The 21,751-nt window shown below is 46.8% G+C and carries 22 protein-coding genes; all 22 read right to left on the reverse strand.

The genetic code is table 11. From position 1 onward, the window contains the following. Positions 1–4,355: phage tail spike protein (locus tag DXD92_RS18040; RefSeq protein WP_199696584.1), on the reverse strand; the 4,355-nt coding region annotated here is incomplete at its 3' end. Next, the gene (locus DXD92_RS18045; RefSeq protein WP_158581809.1) at positions 4,352–5,857 is read right to left on the reverse strand and encodes a distal tail protein Dit; all 1,506 of its coding nucleotides are present in this window, start codon (positions 5,855–5,857) and stop codon (positions 4,352–4,354) included. The genes DXD92_RS18040 and DXD92_RS18045, both read right to left, overlap by 4 nt. 55 nt (positions 5,858–5,912) lie before the next feature. After that, positions 5,913–9,629 (reverse strand): phage tail tape measure protein, encoded by a 3,717-nt coding sequence (locus DXD92_RS18050; RefSeq protein WP_118641261.1) that lies wholly within the window; start codon positions 9,627–9,629, stop codon positions 5,913–5,915. A 4-nt stretch (positions 9,630–9,633) separates the two neighbouring features. Beyond that, entirely contained in the window at positions 9,634–10,053 is a 420-nt protein-coding gene (locus DXD92_RS18055) for a hypothetical protein (protein WP_147399315.1), read from the reverse strand. Next, complete coding sequence (locus DXD92_RS18060) at positions 10,002–10,373, reverse strand: tail assembly chaperone (protein ID WP_118641265.1); 372 nt, start codon at positions 10,371–10,373, stop codon at positions 10,002–10,004. The genes DXD92_RS18055 and DXD92_RS18060 overlap by 52 nt, the downstream gene beginning before the upstream one ends. A 55-nt stretch (positions 10,374–10,428) precedes the next feature. Next, a complete protein-coding gene (locus tag DXD92_RS18065; protein WP_118641267.1) occupies positions 10,429–10,959 on the reverse strand; it encodes a phage major tail protein, TP901-1 family in 531 nt (176 codons plus the stop codon). A 9-nt stretch (positions 10,960–10,968) separates the two neighbouring features. Next, positions 10,969–11,355: a hypothetical protein gene (locus DXD92_RS18070; RefSeq protein WP_118641269.1), complete on the reverse strand. Its 387-nt coding sequence runs from the start codon at positions 11,353–11,355 to the stop codon at positions 10,969–10,971. 4 nt (positions 11,356–11,359) lie between these two features. Next, positions 11,360–11,695: an HK97-gp10 family putative phage morphogenesis protein gene (locus DXD92_RS18075; RefSeq protein WP_173812921.1), complete on the reverse strand. Its 336-nt coding sequence runs from the start codon at positions 11,693–11,695 to the stop codon at positions 11,360–11,362. Further along, positions 11,695–11,997 (reverse strand): hypothetical protein, encoded by a 303-nt coding sequence (locus DXD92_RS18080; protein WP_118641273.1) that lies wholly within the window; start codon positions 11,995–11,997, stop codon positions 11,695–11,697. The genes DXD92_RS18075 and DXD92_RS18080 overlap by 1 nt, the downstream gene beginning before the upstream one ends. After that, the gene (locus tag DXD92_RS18085) at positions 11,994–12,320 is read right to left on the reverse strand and encodes a phage head-tail connector protein (protein ID WP_118641275.1); all 327 of its coding nucleotides are present in this window, start codon (positions 12,318–12,320) and stop codon (positions 11,994–11,996) included. Before DXD92_RS18085 ends, DXD92_RS18080 begins: the two co-directional genes overlap by 4 nt. Before the next feature lie 10 nt (positions 12,321–12,330). Next, positions 12,331–12,555, reverse strand: a complete 225-nt coding sequence (locus DXD92_RS18090) for a hypothetical protein (protein ID WP_118641277.1) — start codon at positions 12,553–12,555, stop codon at positions 12,331–12,333. Positions 12,556–12,571: 16 nt separating this feature from the next. Continuing rightward, entirely contained in the window at positions 12,572–13,774 is a 1,203-nt protein-coding gene (locus DXD92_RS18095; protein WP_243104950.1) for a hypothetical protein, read from the reverse strand. Between the two features lie 11 nt (positions 13,775–13,785). After that, complete coding sequence (locus DXD92_RS18100; RefSeq protein WP_243104952.1) at positions 13,786–14,460, reverse strand: DUF4355 domain-containing protein; 675 nt, start codon at positions 14,458–14,460, stop codon at positions 13,786–13,788. A gap of 92 nt (positions 14,461–14,552) precedes the next feature. Beyond that, complete coding sequence (locus tag DXD92_RS18105) at positions 14,553–14,840, reverse strand: ribosomal-processing cysteine protease Prp (RefSeq protein ID WP_118641279.1); 288 nt, start codon at positions 14,838–14,840, stop codon at positions 14,553–14,555. 62 nt (positions 14,841–14,902) lie between these two features. Further along, positions 14,903–15,265 carry a YjcQ family protein gene (locus tag DXD92_RS18110; protein ID WP_118641281.1) on the reverse strand — a complete coding sequence of 121 codons (363 nt, stop codon included), beginning with the start codon at positions 15,263–15,265 and terminating at the stop codon, positions 14,903–14,905. Between the two features lie 25 nt (positions 15,266–15,290). Then, complete coding sequence (locus tag DXD92_RS18115) at positions 15,291–15,623, reverse strand: YjcQ family protein (protein WP_118641283.1); 333 nt, start codon at positions 15,621–15,623, stop codon at positions 15,291–15,293. Between the two features lie 196 nt (positions 15,624–15,819). Then, positions 15,820–17,226, reverse strand: a complete 1,407-nt coding sequence (locus DXD92_RS18120) for a minor capsid protein (protein ID WP_118641285.1) — start codon at positions 17,224–17,226, stop codon at positions 15,820–15,822. Continuing rightward, positions 17,216–18,550, reverse strand: a complete 1,335-nt coding sequence (locus DXD92_RS18125; protein ID WP_243104954.1) for a phage portal protein — start codon at positions 18,548–18,550, stop codon at positions 17,216–17,218. Before DXD92_RS18125 ends, DXD92_RS18120 begins: the two co-directional genes overlap by 11 nt. A 2-nt stretch (positions 18,551–18,552) precedes the next feature. After that, positions 18,553–19,797, reverse strand: a complete 1,245-nt coding sequence (locus DXD92_RS18130; RefSeq protein ID WP_118641287.1) for a PBSX family phage terminase large subunit — start codon at positions 19,795–19,797, stop codon at positions 18,553–18,555. Continuing rightward, on the reverse strand, positions 19,794–20,303 hold the full coding sequence (locus DXD92_RS18135; RefSeq protein ID WP_118641289.1) for a terminase small subunit: 510 nt from the start codon (positions 20,301–20,303) through the stop codon (positions 19,794–19,796). Before DXD92_RS18135 ends, DXD92_RS18130 begins: the two co-directional genes overlap by 4 nt. A gap of 407 nt (positions 20,304–20,710) precedes the next feature. Further along, positions 20,711–21,130, reverse strand: coding sequence for a sigma factor-like helix-turn-helix DNA-binding protein (locus DXD92_RS18145; protein ID WP_118641293.1), 420 nt, complete (start codon positions 21,128–21,130; stop codon positions 20,711–20,713). A 201-nt stretch (positions 21,131–21,331) separates the two neighbouring features. After that, positions 21,332–21,694, reverse strand: coding sequence for a hypothetical protein (locus DXD92_RS18150; RefSeq protein ID WP_118641295.1), 363 nt, complete (start codon positions 21,692–21,694; stop codon positions 21,332–21,334). Positions 21,695–21,751: the final 57 nt, after the last annotated feature.

The following is a 21,751-nucleotide window of genomic DNA, read 5'->3' on the forward strand; positions in this document are numbered from 1 at the left end:
CCGGTTGTTCCTTTATTGGTATTGGTCGCCAAATTTCGCCCACCGACGACAATTCCTTCCGGTGTACTACCAACGTTGTAAGCAGTTGAAGTTGTATTATCCGTATAGGTGATGATCGTACGAGTCCAGAAATATGGTTTGTCCGCACTTGTCGCCGGAGGAGTTGCTGACCATACTCCAGTAGGGATCGTAGTTCCAGACGAACTTGCCTGATATGTTACTGCAGTAGATTTAACGCCTTTTCCACTTGCACCAGTATCGCCCTTATCTCCCTTACTGCCGGTAGCTCCTGTTGCACCCCTCGGGATAATTGTATGGCTTATACACAAACCTTTCAGATCTCCAGATGCAGTATTACTCCGATAATAAGCAACATGAGCATTTTTTGTGTCCGTTGCAGTTCCAACGATTGCAAACATATCACCAATCCGGCAACCGTTACGGATACCAGATGTGCTGGACCAAGTTTCTTCGTGATTAATCGTTCCATATGTTGTCCACCGAGACTCTGTGAAGGCATCTCTAACCACATTTGCCACAAGACTATATCCCTGTGAACCAGTAGCCCCTGTAGCACCTTTGTTACCATATACACCGATAACTCGTTTTGTTGTGTCTACAGTTGTCCCATTTGTATAAGTAATTGTCTCGTAGTTCCAGAGATATTTATTGCTCTCTGTCATTGTCGGAACGGTGGATGACCACGATGTAGGAACAGTCGAATTGGATGTGGAGACTGCATAGTGCTCAGTAATGCTTTTAATGCCATTTCCGGTTGATCCGGTATCACCTTTATCCCCTTTACTTCCCCGATCACCGTATGATCCAATGATGCAAGGCGCAGTTGTACTCGCCACGGTTCCGTCGGTATACTTCACAACCTCATAATTCCAAAGATACTTCTTAGCCGCAGACACCGACTGGACAGCTGTTGTCCATCCACTCGTCGCCGTTGTAACTCCGCTGGAAAATGCCGTTGCCAGGTAATAATTGACTACTGATCCAATACTCTTTCCATTGGTGCCATTTGCACCATTGGTTCCCATACGGCCGACACTATATATCGTGGATGTTGTGTCGTCAGTGTAAGTGATGATTGTACGTGTCCACAGATACTGCCCCGCGGATGCAGATGGCACAGACCCAGACCATGTGCCAGTTGGAACTGTTGTTCCGGAAGTTGAAACCTGGTATGCAACAGATGTCGATTTAACCCCCTTACCCGTATCACCCTTATCACCTTTGGCTCCAGCCTCGCCTTTGATTTTCGCCCACTTATACGTTCCGACACTTGTAGGATCATCTTTTGCATAGTCCACGCATGTTCCGATATAAGCGCCAATATCCTCACCACTGTTCCCGGTGAATGTCTTCCCACCGTCATTGCTATATTTGATGTGCAGATAACTGGTTTTCCCGTCTGCTCCATTGGTACCTGAAATTCCCTGTTTTCCCTGTGGCCCCTGCGAACCTTCCAGCTGCTGCCAGCTGTACTTCTTCGGATCATCCGAATCCGTCTGTGTAAAATCCACATACGTTCCAATGTATTTTGACGGTGTCTCTGTCATCTGAGACGCAGAGGTCGGATTCGAAACCGCAGAATATTTGATGTGAAAATACGTCGTTTTTCCATCTTTTCCGTCAGCGCCTTTGGGTCCCTGGATTCCCTGATCACCCTTATCGCCCTGCAGGCCGCGCAGTCCTTGCGGACCCTGTTCTCCCTTAATTTTAGCCCATATATACGAGCCAACTGTCGTCGGATCCGTCTGATTGAAATCGGTACATGTTCCAACATAATCTCCCGGTGTCTCACCACTGTTCGCTGTAAAAGTTTTACCCCCATCATTGGAATACTTGATATGAAGATAGGTAGTTTTTCCGTTCGATCCATCTTTCCCAGGAAGGCCCTGCGTACCTTTTTCGCCCTGTAACCCCTGAAGCCTATACCATGTATATTTTCCAGGATCGTTTGAATCCATTTCCGTAAAATCTACGTAGGTACCAATATAAGTGTTGGGAACCTCTGTCATCTGGCTTGCAGACGTCGGATTCGAAACTGCAGAATACTTAATATGAAAATATGTTGTAGCTCCGTTCTGTCCATCTTTTCCAGCAATACCTCGCTCCCCCTGTGGTCCCTGGATTCCCTGCAGTCCCTGCGTGCCCTGCGGTCCTTGAATCTTTGTCCACTTGTATTTAGATGGGTCGGTAGAATCTGCCTTTGTATAGTCCGTATACACACCGATGTACGTCTTACCGGTTGATTCAGTAATAGAAAAGCCTGTCTTTCCATCCGCACTCGTTGCATAAGCGATATGAAAATACGGTGTTTTTCCATCTGCTCCCGGCTTTCCTTGGATTCCCTGCGTACCATCGGCACCTTTAATCTTACTCCAAGCATATTTCGTTGGGTCTGTGCTGTCCGCTACGACCTCATCTACATACATTCCGACATAATCACGATCCGAATCAGAAACGGAGAAACTGACCTTTCCATCAGAGCTATTTGCATAAGCAATATGCGTATACGTGGATTTGCCACTTTCGCCCTTTGGTCCCTGGATTCCCTGATCACCTTTTTCACCCTGCAGGCCGCGCAAGCCCTGCGGACCCTGTTCTCCCTTATCTCCTTTCGGCCCCTGAAATTTGCTCCAATGATACTTCGCCGGATTGGCGCTGTCAGCCTTGGTAAAATCCACGTATTGGCCTATATACGTTTTATCGACGGCGTTGGTTGTCGAAAAGCCTGTCTTTCCATCCGCGCTTGTTGCATAAGCGATATGCAGATAACTGGTTTCACCATTCGCACCGTTTTCTCCAGGGGTTCCATCGGCGCCGTCCTCTCCGTCATCGCCCTGAAATTTTCGCCAGGTGTACTTGGTCGGATCTGTACTGTCCTCCAATATATAGTCCACGTAGGTACCGATATATTTTCCTGTATCCTTCCGCAACTGATTTGCTGTCGGGTTCGGAACATCAGCATATCTCACATGGAAGAAACTAGTCAGACCATTCTTTCCGGGCTCTCCCGCAATTCCCTGCTCTCCAACAACCTTTACCCAGGTATAGATGCTCGGGTCTGTAAGTACCGGCTGTTTTGTCGTCTGATTGTATGCGATACCCATGTATGTCTTTCCAGCTGATTTGAGCGATATTCCGCCGCCCGTTTCCGTATCAGCAAACACAACCCAAGTGTAAAACGTCCGGTTCTTTGCCAGTTTTTCAAACTGTGCAGCCAGGCTCTCCATCTTTTCTGAAATTCCACTCGATTTCAGCTTGTATTCGCCCAGCGTTGCCGTGTACTCATCATTGCAAATGGAGGACTCCAGTTTCATGATTCTTGCAGACAAATACAGTTCTCCGGTATCGTCTACAATATTCACCGTATCGCCGATTTTAATCCCATCCGGCAGATACGCCAGCTCTACTTCATAGGAAACAGCCGCATCGTAGATCTTTTTCAGCTTTGAAACTGCCCTGTTGCAGAGTTCTGACTTGCTGGTAGTATCGTAAGTGTACGACTGGACGATATGTCCCGTACCACTTCCTTTTTCGGAAAGATACCGGCTCCATTTGGCCACCGCGCTCCGGGAATAAATCGTACTGCCGGACAGATATATATCGCCGTCATCATACTTATACCCTTTCAGATTGATCGGCGTTTCACTGTCTTCCGGATATCCGCCGGTAACGGAAAGTGCCGTAGCCAGATCTTCTACTGAACTTTTTACAATGATATTTTTCACTTCCCGGTTGATCCGAAGTTCTCGCCCCTGATCTACGCCGCGCTTCTTATGCAGGTTGATATATTTGTGCTTGATTTTCAACCGGTCGATTTCAAAAGTATAGGAAACTTCCGCGTCAAACTGCGTGGCAACGCTCAAAATACGCTCAGAAGCGGTGGTCTCACCCTCCCAGGACAGTTTCCGGTTATAATTGCTGACCTCATTGATTCCAATTTCAAAGCCGGAATCGTCGCTGAATTTTTCAACATAGTAGCTCGCTGGATATGCCTTGTCTGCTTTGTATTCGCCAACTGTCTCGTTCAGGAGATCCATACCGGCATCCTCGGCATAGATTTCTACTTCCTGTTTGAAAATATTTTCTTCGCTGGTAATGATCGTATAAAATTCCTGCTCATCGCCATTCTTCCGAAGAATATAATTGCCAACAGAACCATACTGTTTCGCATCATTCCGCGTGCTCGCCGTGTAATTCAGCGTAAATTCTAGTGTAGCAACACCTGCTTCCACCTCTTCTGTTTTCAGATCATCAGAAATGTACAATCCCTTCGGTAGCTCTATGCTTGCCTGCCCAAGGACATTCATATGTCGGTCCGCAAAATATAAAATCATAGAAACACCTCCCTGTATTTCATTGTGTATGTTGGCTGTGTTGCCCAGTCCGATGCAATGCATTGGATCTGATTCATTCCAGGCTGCAGGCAAAAGTTCTCCCAATCGTTGCCCAACGCACCAAGATCCTGTCTCGGAAGTCCCTGTAACATGACCTCTCCATTGCTACAGTCAGCTGTCAAAACCTGATTTACCGAAAATTTATTCGGAATATCACGCCATTTTTCTACATTGTCAATTCTCACGAAGATGCCGCGGAAATAATTTCTGGTGACAAGCTGATTTCCTGTATTTCGACTTCCCCACTGTCCCAAATACAATTTCACTGTTGCCACTTTCACATTTTTTAATTCTGGAACTGTAAATTCCGGATAACTGCCCTTCCAGAAAAAACGTATTTTCTCTCCATGTTTCATCATGTCGCTTGCGCCATACGTTTGGCTGTATGGGTTTGCATCTTTTCGATGGCAAGGTTCAAAAGTATATGTTTTGACGATACGCGGGTTGTTTCCACCTACCCACATATTCATGTGCGCTGTGTTTCCGATCGTATCGGTTTTGTATATCTCCTGGCAGCAGATCATTTTTCCGTTCGCATCGCAGAAAGCAATCGCCTGGCAGCCCGTCTGCCCCATAAGACCAGTTTCAAACCAGCTGTTCATGTAACAATAGAGGTGCGTCGCTCCCTTTGCTCCATTGGAATCTACCACATCAATAGATTTCATAGCTCCATTCCAGCCGTTTGTGTTTGGACTTACATATCCACTGCTGGCCAGATACAGACCTTTGATGCTGTCTACGCTCATGACACCCAGCTTTCCAGCCGTCTTGCTGTTACTGTATAAGAAGTTGCTCCCTGTATCATCTTTCCACGCCGCATCCTGTGACCAGACATATTGGTCAGCATAGCTTGTTATCAGTTCGCTTTTTTTGTATGTTTCTCCGTTCAACTCATCCGGATCACCGAACTGAAGAATTTTCTTGGAGTCATTTACAAAACCTACTACTCCATTTTCACTGTGCATTACTGCCTGAAGCTTTGGAAAGGCCCGATAAGTGCCGTTGTACGACACAATGAACGTTTTTCCGTCATCCGCAGTCGGATTCACCGTAAATTCTTCCACCGAATACTTGAATGGATCCGCGCAGTAAAATTCCAGCTCCGCAGTGATCGCATTTCTTCCCGCCGGCACTTCACTCGTTCCCTGCTTTGTTCCGATATAATATTTGTCCGGTTCATCTGCAAAAATAAGGGTTGCCTGTTCTGCATCCAGAAGAGCATTCAGTTTGTTGTAAGCACTGCGAAAAGCTGCATTATCTTTGGCTACCAGCTGATATCCCACCACAATAGTCCTTGGCTGATAACGCTTTCGTCGATACTTTGTACCGTCAGACACGCCTGTTTCCAGATCTGTAATCTCCGTACCCAAAATTTCCCGGCCGGACACATAAAGTGTCCGATAGCCGGGAATTACGTTCTCAAGATAACTTCCATTAAACATGAGAGCCTCCGAAGGCAGGTTCTGCCCTGGGTATCGCTCTGTGGTATCTACAAAGTTATACATTTATTCGCCTGCCTTTCTTTCGGTTCTCCCTTGTCTCCTGTTTCTCAATTTCTTCTCGTGTATACGTTGCAGTCGCTTTTCCAATCTCTCTTCCGTCCAGATTAACAGGTACATAGATGGTATATTTTCCATTGCTGCTGTACTGGTAGCTGTCGTCGTTCAGATCTTCATAGCCAGACCGGAGGCTCATTCCGATTTCCGGCGCAGGTGTAAGTTCCGGAACCTGTATCAATTCCATGGCGGCCTGCCTCGCCTCCTGCACATGATCCATAATGCCGTTGACCCAGCCGATACCGAAATAATTGCCGAGTTTATCTGTCACCCGTGATGGGCTGTGGATCTGTGCTCTCGCCCGGATCGCCGCCTCTGCAGCCGCCGCAAGCTGTGCCGCCACTGCTCTTACATGTCCAACCTGGCTTGCCATACCATTTGCAAGTCCCATTCCGATGTATGCGCCGCTGTTATAGGCACCGCCTGCCGATGATCGCATGGTAATTACAATCGAATTTGACATTGTTCCGGCCGTAGAGACCGCCTTTGACATTCCTGCTGAAACGCCATTGTTGAAATTATTTCCAACCGCTTTTCCAGAAGTTTTTGCCTTGCTTTCTCCCTGAGAAAACTGCTTAATTAATGCACTGATAGCGTTTTTTGCTTTGTTCCCCAATGCATCCAATCCGGAATTTACAACATTGACGCTCGATTTCATGCTCGTGAGCGATTTTTCTGCGCTCTTTGCATTTCCAGCAATTGACTTCATGCTGGAATTTACTGATTTCAGAGCAACTACCATAAGACCGGTTCCTGCGGCTCCGGCCACCATTGCCGCTGCAAATACACCAACTGTTACAGCTGCCGCGCCAGAAGATCCTGCCAAAATCACAAAAACCGCACTGGCCGCAGTACCTGATCCAAGTAATGCCGCCAATCCGGCTGCACTGACCTTTGCACCAGCCGCTACAAGTGGAAATGCTGCTCCCATAATTGTCAAACCTGCACCTGCCATCACAAGCGAAGCTCCAAGCACCGCTGCTCCGGCGGCCAATACAATTACTCCTGCGGCTGCAACCAGCGCAGTTACACCGACCAACGCAAGACCAACTCCGAGCGCGGTTGCGCCAATTCCTCCAACAGCAGCTCCGGTGCCAAAAACAATCATGCTTGCACCAAGCTGAGCAATAGCTACCGCTCCCTGGCTTCCATATTGTACGATCGAAGGAAGAACAGCAGACACAACCGCCAATGCCGCGCTGGCAATCAACGCACCTGCTGCCACCAAAACAATAGCGGCTCCAAATGCAATAAAGCCAACTGCTCCCACTGTCAATGCTGATCCAAGAGCAGCCGCTCCCACTGCCAGCAAAGCGATTGCCGCAACCATACCAACCATACATCCAATGGCCAGGGGACCGGCATTTGCAAGATTAATAGCCGCCAGGGATAACAATCCGATTCCAGCTGCCGCAATTAATACCGAGGCCCCAAACGCAACAAATCCAACTGCTCCGGCCGAAAGTGTTGGTGCTACATTTTTCGCTACCAACATCAAACCGGCAAGCGCTACGACCATTCCTGCCATACATCCAATGGCCAACGGACCAGCATTCGCCAACTGAATTGAAGAATACGCCAGCAGTGCCAAACCTGCGCTAATCATTAATACAGCCGCTCCCAATGCCAGAAGCGCCGGTGTCATCGCTGTTAATTTCTTCGACCCGCCAGACATAGACGAAAGCATCTTTGTCATACCAACTGCAAGTCCTACTACAACACCAATCAAACCACCAAAAACAGCGATTGCCCCTGGGCCAGCGTTGGTTACTGCAATTGCAGACTGCGCAAGCAAATAGAACCCAGCACTAATCGCCAGTACCCCGACACCCATCATCATAAAGGCCTTGGCGGATGCTACCATTTTCTTTGCACTGCCACCGCTTGATTTGCCAACCGCTTCCTGCCCTTTTGACACTTTAAATAAGCCAGGTGCAATTTTCCCAAGACCAGCCTTTGCCAGTCCTCCAACAGCTCCCGTAAATGCGCCAACAAACGGTGCTACAGCTTTAACAATTTTAAAGCCTTTGTACGCAATCAAAAGTTTCGGAAGTGTTACCACCAACTTTGCAATTACATCCGAATGTTTTTCCAAAAATCCCGAAACTGCTACAGTTCCATCTTTAACCTTTCCCAAAATGGTTGAGAAATTTTCAATACTTTCTGTGCTGCCAAAAGAACCTGAAAGTTTCTTGATATCTCCTATGATCGCCCCAGCCGCATCGCCCAGCGCTGTTCCTGCTTCCACTGCATCCGTTTTGAAAATATCCCAATATGGTTTTGCTTTCTCAACCATTGCTTCTATTTTATCGACAGCCTTTTCGATCCCTTTTCCGCTGGCAAGCTTCTCATCGATTTTTCCAACCGCCTCAGTTGCGATGCCAACCAAACCTCTCATTTTTCCGCCAACCTGGTTGAATGCGGTAATTCCAAGTCCTTCCATAGCAGACTGCAGTTTCACGACATCGTGCTGCAGATTATCCATTTTTATTTCTGCCATTTCTTTGGCTGCACCATCGCTGTTATAAATGGCGTTTGTTAACTTGTCAAAATCCTCTGGTGCCGCACTCACGATTGAAAGCAGACCTGACATACCCTCTTTTCCAGCTAATGTAGCAGCATATTTGGCCTTTAACGCTCCCTCTGCTCCATAAGCCTTTTCCGTTAAATCTGCTAATGCTTCATTATACTTCTTTTCTGTCAGCTCTCCATTGGCATACTTTTCGTCAAGTTTTGCAAGATTCTCTTGGAACTGATCCATTGGCATTTTACATTGTCCAAATGCACCTCGCAAATCCGTTACAATGTCCATCAGAGACTTCATAGAGCCATCACCATTCTGCAAGGATATGCCCAAATAATCCATTGCGTCACTGATATCATCTGTTGGCTTGGCAAGATTTGTCAGGATAGTTCGGAGGCTGCTACCAGCCATACTGCTTTTCAACCCTGACGACGCCATGAGTCCGAGGGCAATGGCTGTATCTTCTACGCTGTATCCTAACGATCCAGCTACGGGAGCCGCATATTTAAAAGATTCGCCCAGCATAGCAACGTTGGTGTTAGAATTTGCCGAAGCTGCTGCCAGAACATCAGCAAAATGTGAAGCGTTGGAGACTTCTTTTGTAAAACCATCTTTGATAATTTTGGTGGTGCCATCCGCCGATAAACCGAAAGCTGTCATAGCATCTGTTACGATGTCGGAAACGCCAGTCAAATCTTCTCCCGATGCAGCGGCCAGATCCATTACGCCTTCGATTCCATTTAACATATCCTCAGTTTTCCAGCCGGCCATTGCCATGTACTCCATCGCAGAAGCTGTCTCACTTGCGGTGTACTGTGTGGATTTTCCGAGCTGTTTCGCCTTTTCAGACAGCCGATCAAAGTCAGATCCTGTAGCCCCGGAAATAGCTGCTACAGATGACATAGCATTCTCAAAATTCGCACCAGCGCTTATTGCTCCTGTAGTCAGACTTTTTAATCCACTTCCGACTGCCGATACTGCCTTGGATCCGATCGCCGCCATAGCGCCGAATCCAATTCCACTTGTAAGCGTATTTTTCAGATTTTCAGCATAACTGCTGCATGATTTCATCATTGAGGAGAAGTTCTTATCTTCCGCGCATAAAACCGCCTTTACGCTATAAGATTCTGCCATCTGTTCACTCTCCTCTCTTTAACAATTTGGATATTCCGGCGAATCGTGGATCACCCTTCTTGCGCTTCTTTTCCTTCACATTTTTTAATTCTTTTTCATAGTCAAAGAAATTACGGAATCGCTTGTATACTGGCACTGTTTTCTTTCCGGATTTTTTTTGCGCTTGGGCCGCAAAATTCAGAAAGGCCTGCCGATGTGCCCTGTATTCGTCGTCTACTATTCGATATCTCAGCGCTTCCATCATAATTTCGTACTGTGCAATCGTCAGACGATCAACCTGCTCAAACGATGTGAATCCCAGATACCGGAAGCAGCTGATTGCAACTTCCCGGTATTGTTCTTCGAAACTCACCTCTTCATGGGCTACGCCACCTACTTCTTCGCTTTTTCTTCCTCGATCGTCTTCTCGAGATTCTGGACGCATTTCTTCGTAGCATTTGCATTCTTTAAGAAACCCATCGTATCTTCGAAGAGCTGATTGATATCGGTATCCGGATCATCAATATATTCATCCAGAATTTCTGTAGTTGCTCTCGGATTCTGCCCTTTATTCGCTACGAGTAACAGATCCTCAAGAGCCTCTACATCTCCGTCCATGATCCCTGCCACAGCGTATCTCAGGCCAATATTCTTCTTGGCATCTTTTACTCCGTCTACCGGCATGCTTACTTTCTTGTTCATTTCTCTCATGAATCCCATGCCAAAATTAAACTGATACACCTGTCCGTTGATTGTAAGTTCCATATCATTTTTCTCCTTTACTATTCAAACTGAGGACGATTTCTCGCCCTCAGTATTTTTACGCTCCTGTTTTTGTCGTATCTGTAAATACGTAAGCTGCTATTTCCTGCTGCGCGGTCGTTACGGTTACATCACCTTTCTGACCGGTTCCATTGACACCAAAGGTAAGAGACACCTCCACCATATCTTCGGCGTTTGAAGTCTTTTCTACCTCCGTCACATAGCCCTGGAAGTATTTTCCCTTAAATTTATTGCTTCCGCTGGATGCTGGATCATCCAGATTTGCTTCCCAGATCTCGACCAGTTCATCGTTGATCATGGCATCTTCAAGAGAGTCGATCAGTGTGTCGCCCTTGGCAAGAATACTGGTTGCCGTAATCTCAACCTCGGCTGCTCCCGGGGTACGGATCGTGCCATCCTTTGTCTCTGTGGTATCGGCATCTTTGCTTGTCGTTCTGCCGTTCTCTGTCGTAAACGCTAATGCTGTAGCTGCATTTTTAGCCGCATCTTTTTTAAGGCGGTACAGATAAACGATCTTTTTACCACGTACCGCATCTGCGAATAACTGTAAATCAATTGTTTTTCTCATGCTGTTCTCCTAACTAAATAAAAAAGTCACTTCCACGATACCGTGAAGAAGTGGCTGGTTGGTGGTTGTGTCCGGCAATATTCTCTGATTTAAGCTCTGCACGGACCAGGAAAAGTTGCCGGTATGTTCCAGATGTCTGCAAACCTGCTTGATCTGCAGAAGCATCTGTGAAACTGTGCCGCGCTGCCGCGGATTGTCGTGCCAAACGTGGATTGTCTGACTTACAGTGCCGAATACAGCCGTTTTGTTGGCCCGATCATTCAAGTCACTGTCCGCCAGATAGATAAACGGGTATGGCGTACCTTCCGGCGGTAAAAACGTGTCATACACACCGTCTGGATACTGTTTTTTTAATTCCAGAAGCAACGCACTGAATAATTCCTGCTGTGGGTCCATGATGTCACCTCGTAAGCTTTTTCAAATCGGATTTGAACTTCTCTTTCTGCGCTGTGTAGGAAGGACGCATATATGGCTGTGCACTCATGTACCGAGTTCCATACTCCACGTATGCCGCATATTCTGCTGTTGGCTCCACTTCAGCCGTAAGACCGCCATCTCGGATCTCAAGACCAATACTCCGTTTCAGTGTACCGGTATCCACTGGCGCTTTTCTCTGTGACGCCTCCTGCAAAGCTTTTCCGTTTTCCTTTACCACCCGCTTAATATCACTCATCTGCACGTTTTTCTTCAATTTGACCTGCAGTTTCTCCATTCCTTCCAGCTTGATTTTCGGCATCAGACCACCTCCGACAGAATAAAAGTCTGTTTCACGCGAAGTTTCCGCGTATAGTCCACTCTATAGGTTGTGTTCCCGATCCGGATCCGGTCAAACGGCTTCTGGTAATGATTTTGAAGCTGTACGGTCACGCTGCCCTGACGGATTCCTCCGTATACGATCTGCATGATCTCTGCCCTCGTATCCATCACAGAAGCCATTTTCTGCACCTCTGTGACCTGGTCTGCAGCATAGTTTCCGGTTTTCGAATCATATTCGCCCGGCAGGACCCGTTGGAAGAAAACTGGTGTATCATATCTCACAGAAACTTTACCTTTCCCTTTCTTGCCTCCCGCTGGCTGTCCAGATAGGACTGAATATCATCCATGTACCCGGCAAAATCATTTTCTGACCAGGAAAGGCTTTCGCCCTCAACACTGTGAGAGGAGAGCCCTTCCGAGCCGATCCGGTTGAATCGAATGACTGAAACATCCAATATGATGTATTCCATCTCTTCCGGCGGCTCCAGACCGCCAAGAAGAAATTTCAGCCGCTGTTTTGTGGCATTCAGAATCAGCTGTAACTGCTGTTCTGTCTTTTTGTCTGTATCTTCCAGTCCAAGAAGCAGTTTCAGATCTTCGATCATAGGCTGCCTCCTACTCTGCCAAGGAATCTACTGCCTTATTCTTGCTTTTCCCTTTGCCTGCCTTTTCCGGCTCCACCAGCTCGATCAGCGGGATACCACGCAGATTTTCAGCAGATGCAAGCTCTGCCAGTCGGGCTTCGGATACCTTAAGCCCCTCACGCGGGAAGATATCGCCTGTTCTGTATTCATGGTCATCGTCCTGCAAATCAGTAAAATACTCGATTACTCTGTACATATACCATCACCCTTTCTCAGCTTTTCACAGCTACTGTTACGTCGCCAGAACGAACTGCTTTGTAGTTCTGGTCGCACTCAACCAATGTGATATGATGGCCAGCGGTAGATGCGATCTCGGATTCTCCATCCCATTTGCTCCAGTTTTTCACATCATCACCATATTTTACCGCGGTCGCAGATGCTGCATCTTTGTACTTCCAGTAGTTATTCATGGACATGATCTGCTCTTTTACGGAAATCTTCGTCTTTCCAGCTTCTGTTCCTGCTTCAGATGTTACATTCAGAGTTCCAAGTGTCTGCGTATCAGATCCGCCAACGGAAATGCAAGCAATTGCATCCAGATATTCGCAGAACAGACGCAGGCCCATGATAGCGAACATGTCAGAAATTGCTCTCTCGTAGGTGCCCTGCGCATGGAAGCCGATAAAATGAGTAGTCGGATCCGTTGTGTAGCTAAGGCCAGCCTTCACGAACTCAGAATCGCCCGGATCAACATAATATCCGACGATATTATTGAGCGGGGTAGCGATAACAACGTTTTCCGGGATTTCAGAGCTTACGAACACAACCTCTGCACCCAGGAATTTCTTCATGTACTCAAAGCCGAACGCCGTCTGCAGTGTAATGTCAGCAGCACCAACGTATTTATACACATCCAGTGTATTCACCCACACTGCTACGCCTGTAGCCGTTCTTTTCATTTTTTTAAATTTGTCTTTGACTTTTCCGATCGCCATAGCAACCGCCATCTGCCAAGTACTTTCGTGATCAGTCAGAGAACCCGCCTTCAACTGTGTATACAGCTTATCCATGACAACGTTCTGCAGATCGCTTTTAAACTCTTCGTCTGTGTCCTGTACTGCGGCATCGTATCCTTTCTCTGCGATCGCCTCCAGGGTTACGCCCTTGCGGTATTTGTTGATCCTGATGGTATCGAACGGGATCTCTTCCACAGCGTACTGAGAGTACGGGATTTCTTCGCCCTCTGCGACCTCACCGGACTGCAGGGTTCCTGTTACCTTTTTTGTCTTTAAAACAGTATTGTTATCTTTCTTGATCATTCGGATAATGCCCAGGACATCAAGCAGCGCCTGAATGTTTTTGCCGAAAGATGTTACAAAGTCAATCTCGCGGGCCTTTACCTGGATCTGTTCCTGCCCCGTCATGTTATCCGGTGCTGCAAACACCTGCAGCCCTAATTTTCCAATTTTATGCATGTGTATTCCTCCTACTGAAATAATGCGATGTTTTCCGCAATCAGCCGCTGCCGCTCAATCGGGTTGCTGATTGTAAGAATCTGTTCTTTTGTAACAGCGCCCTTTCCGCCGGATCCGCCCTTTGGTGCATTACCCTTCAAAGCATCTTTTACGGCAGCCTGCACTGCGTCCTTGTACATCTTTCCGAAAGCTTCCACAGCCGTCTTGGTATCTTCAGCGCTTTCCGATACCAGATGTGCCAGAAGTTCATCCGGGATGTTGATTTCTTCATCTGCCAGCATCTTTCTGGCTGTTTTTGACATCTCCGAAATCGCGTTCTGCCGTTTCAGATCCGCCAGTTCTTTCTCCAGCTTACGATTCTTGTACTCTGCTTTCTCTTCCTTGGTCATCTTCGCGAGCTTTTCCGCTTCTGAAAGTTTGTCATCAGTCAGCGCCTGCCACTTTTCCTGTGCTTTGGTCACTGCTGTATTTACCGCCTTTTGGACCCTGCGGTCGAACTCTGCACGATTCTCTGCCTGTCCAAGAAAATCATCAAATGACATCTCATTGCCGCTATCTCCAGAACCTGCTCCAGTTCCGTCCTCGTTTCCGTCTCCGGCTCCGCTGCCGTCTCCTTCGCCGTCTGCAAATACCTGCAGGTTGATCATCGGGATTCTCCAATGATAATGGTTGTTTTTGCACTTCATTATTTTTCTGTCCTTTCTGCCCCGTCCCGTTCTGTAATAGCCCCGTGCCGTTGCTCCGGAATCATAGTTTAACGACATTTCGGTCACATCGGTTACACGATCCGGACATGCTCCGGAAATTCATCGGCCATCAGATAGATGCCGACAAAAAAGGAATCCACCAGAGTTCTTGCTCTCTCTGATAGATTCCCATACTGTATATCAACCCAGCCGGGCGATACTTCGTATTCTATTTCATCCCTTGTCAGATCCTCGATCGAGCGGATCAGCGTCCGCACGAGGCTGGAAACGCCTGCGCAGACAATGTCCTGCCCGTGCGGTGCATACATTGCATGGCCGGATACCTTGATTTCGTTCTTACGAACGGATACTTCAATCACTCTTTGATCCTCTCTTTCTTAAATGGGCATAAAAATACCACCGGCCTCTCGACTAGTGGTAACTATGAAATAATCGCGCCAAGTAATGCAGACAATATCACGTTGAATGTTTCAGTACAATATTCTTTTGCTTTCTGCATGCGGCTGTTTTCTTCCAGGAACTGTACGCCCTCAAACGTAATCTCAAATGGTCTGTCTGTTTGGAGCATTGGCGCGTCTTTTGTTTTGTCAACGACCACAAATCCTGTAATATATCCCTTCCTTACAAGCGTTGCAATGATCTTGCACCAATAGCTTTGCGGAATATCAAATAATTTTGAATTCCACGCGAACTGTTCGAGTTCTGGTTCTACACCGAGTTTCATGCATTCGTACAGATACCTTAGTATTTTATACATGATTACTTCCATGTCATTCTTTGCCATTATCGTTTTTACTCCTTAAACAGTTTTATACGAACGGAACCATCTCTTTTACGTCATTCAACGTCTTTTTTGCCTTTTCAAGCAACGAATTTTCGAACAGATAGGAAATACCCTTTGGTGTGATAATGGCATCCGGCAGATCGCCTAAAAGAACGCCATCTTTCGTATGATTAACAGCAATGCCTTTTACATATTCTTCCGTAATCAGGCTTAAAATGATATACTGCCAATAATTCTCATGAATATTATAAGCCGATGCTGTAAGGTAACACGCTTCTGGTTTTTCACCCTTTTTCAAGCATTCATACAGATATTTCAGTACCTGGTATACAATCACGAAATAATCATTCTGAGCCATTTGTCCTGTCTCCTTATCATCAGTTGATAATTAACTGATTCTTGCAAGAATCACAGTAAAAAGTATTGGTTTTTTCACGGTCGCCAACAGGAATCATAATTCCTTTTTTGCATTTCTTGCACAGAACTTTTTCGCCTTTTCTCAAAAGTTTTACCCTCTCATGAGGCGGCATATTCAGAGTATTCGTCATAAACAATCACTCCCATTTCAAATTCGGATATTTATCATTTATATGATTAATTATATCCTGGACAACTTTCTCTGTCAATTCAATGTTTTGATGTCTGTACTCGTTCATATAGCATTGTAACTCTTGATTTTTGGTGTTTGGCTTGTTGATTTTGGCATGTGTGGCCTCGTGAATCACTGTAATAGCTGTCTCACGAACCGTTTTGGTGTTATCAGCATAAATGTTGATTTCACCATCTTCGAAAAGTCCGTCCAGTCCCTCGTCGACATCAACTCCGTACCATACCTTTATTTGAATATCATTTTCCTGAAGATATTCCAACATTTCCGTTCCGATGCTGGACTTTTTCATTTCTTTCATGATATTTCGAGGTTTGATAACGTCTCGCCCCTTTGATCTGCCATCCAATGTTTGGAATATGCCTTCGTTGTCTTTGTATCTCGCCTTTCTGTTTTTCGAAGCTTCCCATTCTTCTGTGGTACCACCCTGCTCCAGAAATTTCAACCATTTCTCATACTCTGTGCTGTCTTCATAGGCCGCCGTAGAGCAGTGGCATCGCGGATGCATCGGCGGCGCATTTGTCCCTGGCATCATATCCTGCACCCTAAAATGCTTACCGTCCAACGCCTGGCACCGCTCGCAGACATCTGCATTCCCGCAGGCAACGTATGTATACTCTTCGAATCCATTTCGGATATAGGACTGTTTCTGAGCTTCTGTCTGGACTCTGGCAAGCTCCGTGACCATGAGCCGCTCTGCATCCTCCCGGCTTGCACCGAAGCGTTTCTGCAGGTGCACCGCAAGCTCCCGCGGGTTCTTACCCTGGATTAGCCCTGTTTTCAGCAGCTTGTCCAGCTCTGCTTTCAGCATATCCTGATACATCCAAATCCGGTCGGAATAGGTGGCGTTATGGAATGACGCATCGACGATTGCCCGCGCCATTTTCCCGTTTTCCTGCACAGAATTGCCAAGAATGCCCGCCTGCCTGCGAAATTCTTCTATTGTCTGCTGTGTCAGCGTCTGATCAAAGTATTTCTGCAGTTCGTCGAAGCCGGATACCATTTCCAGCCCGATATTGGCTTTCAGCAGCTCCAGGCGATTGATTTTCATGGTCGCATTGTACAACCGCATCTCTTCATTCGCCTGATCAGAAAAATCTTTTTCTTTGACGTATTTTGCGGCTTTCCTTCCATATTCTTCGATGTCAAGCTTGGAAACTCTCCTTTTTGCCTCCGCCAGTGAGATTCCCTCTTTTGTGGCGTACTTTGCATAAAATCCATCGATCTCCTTCTGGATCTGGTCTGCCATATATGCATAGGTCTTCCGGATCTCTTCTGCATAGGCCTGCTCCGCCATCTTATTCTTCTTAGCATGCTCCGTCTCACGCTTCTGCCAGTATTCCTTACTCGTCATCCTGTCCACCGCCGCCAAACATCTGCTCCATCACAAGATCCGCTCTCATCTTATCCTGATCAGCATCGATTTTCTTAATCTCGTCCTGTGCATTATCCACGATAGACAGCACGCCCAGCTGTGTTTCCTGGCTGACAACGCCTTCCAGATTCTTCGCGATCTCTGCCTCTTCCTGCAGGTTTGCCGGGAAGTTCGGCGTAAAGTGTGGATGGATCTTCACCCAGTCATCTTTTTTCATCCCCGAGACCGGATTTGAGAAGATCAGACGGTACCGCCGGTTCATACCGCTGGTAAATTTCCGTTCCTTCGTCTTTTCCAGGTTGCTCATCGCCTGCAGCTTATACTTCATGGCGATACCGGAGCTGGTACCAAAATTCTCATCCGAGATATTGGCTACCATGCTGATATGGAAGATGAGCTTTTCCAGTCGATCGATCAGATGCTCCTGTGTAGTGTCTCCATCTGGCTTCTGAAGAAATTCAACGATCAACCGCTCGGTATCTCCATCAAAGTTAATGATTCTGTCGTCCCGGATATGCGCCACATCATCTTCTTCCAGCTTGGATCCAAGAACTTTCAGATAAGCATCCGCGAAATAGTCAACATCATTGGCCTTCTCGCTGATCGCCTTATTGTATGCGTTGATCATCGTAAGCACCGGTTCGAAGATTCCCATCCGCTCCTTGTTTTCTACGTACTCAGATGCCGGAACGCCATCAAAGCCGTGTATCTTCTCGTCTGCATCCCAGATCAGCTTTCCCTTTATTGTGAACCATCGAACCTTCGTCTCATCTGAAACGCTGCCATGAAGGATCTGATTCGAATCGTAATACAGCCGCACGAAATACCGTTCCCTTTCCAGCACGGAATCATCGTAGATCATGAATGCATCCAGCGGGCTCAGATAGGTGATACCGATATTTCCGTTCTCATCTACGTAATACATTTCATAGCCTTTACCGAAGATACTGCAGATCTTGGACAGTTCGGCATTGTTATCGTCCTGATCATTATACTGATCCAGAAAATCAACATATTTCTCAACCGCTTCGTTTCCATCGTCTACCTGCAGTTTGATCGGATGCCCGATGAAGAAGCCGTTCATCGTATCCACGATGTATTTCGCAAAGTTGACCATGATCCGGTTGTCCGGCTTCCACTTGGGCTTTAACGGCTCATGCAGGAGCGGGTAATCCGTCTCGTAGGCCTCCTGCAGCATGCTGTATCTAAATGCGCACTCTCCGGAATGCCGCATGATAAATTCGTTCAATTTGGCATCTGTCAGCGTCTCTTCCGACGGTAGCCTATACAAATTCGTTCGCACTTCTATATCCCTCCTTTCACCTTTCTGTTCAGCCGTGGTTTCGCCTTGCGTTCTTCCTCAATGGAGTATCGAAGCATCGCCATGGCATCATCAAAAAATGGAACTGGCTCTTCGAGATAAGTGTTGGTATGCTCATCCTTCTTCCACTTCCATTGCTGAATTTCTTTTATTGTATTGACGCAGGACGGGTAGATATGGATCCTGTGCTGTTTCAAATAGTCTATCTGGGCATGCACGCTGTTCGGCTCTTTCTGCACACCTTTTGCGCGGTATCCCGCCTTCTGCCACATCTTGATACGGTCCGGCTCCGCAGAATCGCACCACATACGCAGGCGCTTGCTGAACTGCCCTTCCGCCAGCCGGATGATCTCGTCCGTGTCCATCTCATACACGTACAGTTCCCGGCATAGATACAACTCACCATCCTTAAAGCCAACCTCACCGATGCAATTGGCGTGATTGAATCCGAAATCCTGTGCATTGACCATGTAATCGAATCGTTCCGGTGAACAGTCAAATTCTTCGACAACATAGTTTTTGAGGATCAGTCCGGCGACCTCGCCCCATTCCCCCAGGCCATACACCCGATACCCCTCTGGATCCACTTCCTTACGCCGCATCATACGTCTTCGGTAGGCATCATCGATAAAGCGGTTCTGCTCGTAGGTTGACTGATGTGTCAGAACATCCGGATCTGACCGGTCAAAGAACACACGCTTAATCCAGTGATACGCCGATACCGGGTTGAACGTCATCCGGATCTGATAGAACTGTCCATCCGGCAGTTCACCACGGAGACGGTCATCAATGATCTCGAAGTCCGCCTGCGTAATTTCCGTTGCTTCTTCAATCCACACATCGGTCAACTTTCCACGCTTGAAAGTAATGGATTTCAGCTTTTCACGCTGTTTCTCATCATTGACTCCACGGAAAATGATCTGATTCCGGTTGATCTTACACTCCATAATCATGTTGGAGCTGTTGATGTGCCAATATCTCTTATACTGCTCCCCAAACATACGAAAAATAGCACCCTGCAATTCTGCAAAAGTGCTATCCCTGTTGGTCACATCCGCCTTTCGGACGCACAAAAGATTTCTTCCCGGATCCTGCATCAACCGCAGGATATAATTCTGCGCCGTATCAACGCTCTTCCCCGAGCCGGCAGAGCCTTTCATGACAATATACCGTTTGCAGCTACGATCAACTTCTTTGAATCCCGGATTCATCTGGACGTTTATATTCATCCGGAATCGTCCTCCCCGTAGTCAATCGTGATGTTGAGATCCATATCTGCATCCAGCTCAACTTTATCCTTGAACATACCAAGGTGTTTTCCAAGAAGCTCCAGCGCTCTCATCTTATCATTTAATCGAACTTCTCTTTCAACTGACGATCCTTTTTCACCATCCATAGTTTTAACTTTCACCGACTGAACGCAAGCCAAATCATCTTCTGTGGCATCTGTTCGAATAGAAGCATCTTCAGAATTGATTACATTTTGCGGATTCACAAAAGCTATTCTTGCCAGTTCCTGAATCACCCGATCCTGATTAATACCAGTCCGTCTTGACCGTTCCGCCATTGATTTATCAACAGCTTCTCGAATTCTAGTATTTTCTAGTAATTTATTTGCATTGGTGTCTGTGTACTCTGTTTTCTTATAACCTGCTCTGATCGCGGCCTGCGTTGCATTCAGGTCGATCAGATACTCATCAACAAATTTTTGCTGCTTTGCAGTCAATTTTGCCATCCTGCAACACCGCCTTTCTGTCTCAAATTTCTGCACGCAAAAATTCCCCGCATCTCTGCGAGGAATCCTTGTATAAGAGTAACAAATCGGAGAATCTCCATCCACTGGAGAGTCGGAACATCACGAGTCGAACGTGAATCCGGGGAGCGGCCCCGTCCATCTGCCGTTGATGGTATGTTCCGATAGGTGCAGAGATCTGCCTGCCACTGCACCATGACATCATTTGAACGTGTACACCGCCCAGGCTGATGCCTGCCCCAATCAGCGGCCAGGCTGTGACACCTTGCCGCCGAAGCTCTATCAAAACACATCGAAAGGAGGCCTTGAATAAAATGCCGTTTCCCTCATCCATTCTTTGGCTCTTACACTATATCACAGGTGCAATAAGCAAAAAAAGGAACTCTTTTCTAAAGCCTAAAATGTACCAGTGCTTTTCCATGAATTTTCGTTATGTTCCGCAAACTGTACCCCATTCTCTCTGCGATCTGCTCCCACTTCATCCAGCGAATGTACCGCAGCCGCAACACGGTCTTTTCCGTTTCATCCGGCATCTCTTCGATTTTCTGCGTGATTTCTTTTCTCAGCCGGATCTGCTGCTCCATCTGTGCTTTCAGGTTGTCCATCAGTTCTTCCAGCTGGACTACGTAGGCTGACAGATCCCCGCAGCTGCTCCCGTGCGGCATTCCATCCTGGATCAGTGCCGGAAACATTTTATTCATTCGCAGATCATCAATCTCTTCTCGAATTTCTCGTTCCGCAAGTTCTGCCGCATGGTATCTTCTCAGGTATTCTTTTTTCTTCTCGTTCTCCTCTTTGTGCTGATCCACTGGTATCACCTCCCCACTTGTGTTCTCTTCCGGTTGTCCGGTCTCTCATTTTGATCTCCACCAACTCCAAATGTGACACATTCAGGACTTCTCGCACGGCCTTGACCACACTCCAGATCTGTCTCGGCAGGTGGGTAGCGTTTCGAATTGCCCTGTCTGCAGTCGGATCACGATATCCTTCACCATTCATTGTTTTTCACCTCATCCAAACTCCAGCTGTCCGTCATCGACGAATTTTGTTTTTTTCAAGCTTAACTTATCCCCCTGCTGTTTTAACCGATCGACACGTGCCTGCTGTTTCAGGTTTGCCATATAATTATCGTCTACTTCCGGCGGAATCTTCAAAAAATATTCTTCCGGAAGTGACATTCCAGCTTTTTCACATAACTCTGCAATATCTCTCTTGTAAGAAATAATATGATTTCTCGTCAGATTCATATTGCAGCCATCCGGCCAGAACGGATCATTACAGCCATTTTCGTTTATGTAGTTCCAATGATCGCGTTCGCGGATTATCTGACTACAAAGCAAATCTAACTGCTGTTCCGGTGTATTTTCTTTCATAACATCACGTATAATCCAATTATCTTAGATGGTAATTGGATTTTTCCTTTCTCCCAG

This window comes from Blautia sp. TM10-2 (assembly GCF_003480845.1).
Lineage (GTDB): Bacteria > Bacillota > Clostridia > Lachnospirales > Lachnospiraceae > Fusicatenibacter > Fusicatenibacter saccharivorans.